General features: G+C 45.1%; 1 protein-coding gene. It reads left to right on the forward strand.

Features of this window, described 5'->3' with window-relative positions:
* On the forward strand, positions 1–282 hold a 282-nt coding region (locus AB9F29_RS22250), incomplete at its 5' end, for a helix-turn-helix transcriptional regulator (protein WP_369757294.1).
* Between the last annotated feature and the right edge of the window lie 11 nt (positions 283–293).

Genomic DNA, 293 nt, shown 5'->3' on the forward strand with positions numbered 1-293 from the left:
GAGCTCCACCTTCGCGCAGCGCAAGGAGAATTCTTCGCGATGGTGAACTTGCAATTCGATCGCTGGGGCTTAAGCAAAGCGGAACGCGACATAGCATTACTTACAACAAAAGGTTTGTCCGTTGCCGAAATTGCTGATCTTCGAAATACCACTCAAGGCACTGTAAAATCACAAAACAACTCAATTTATCGCAAGGCCAAGGTTAACTCTCGAACCCAGTTATTAGGGGCGCTAATCGATGAACTTTTCATCGAAGACCCGATAAAGATGAATTTGGAATAGATTGGCTGATC

Origin of the sequence: Falsihalocynthiibacter sp. S25ZX9 (assembly GCF_041205405.1) — a bacterium.
GTDB classification, from domain to species: Bacteria; Pseudomonadota; Alphaproteobacteria; order Rhodobacterales; family Rhodobacteraceae; genus Falsihalocynthiibacter; species Falsihalocynthiibacter arcticus.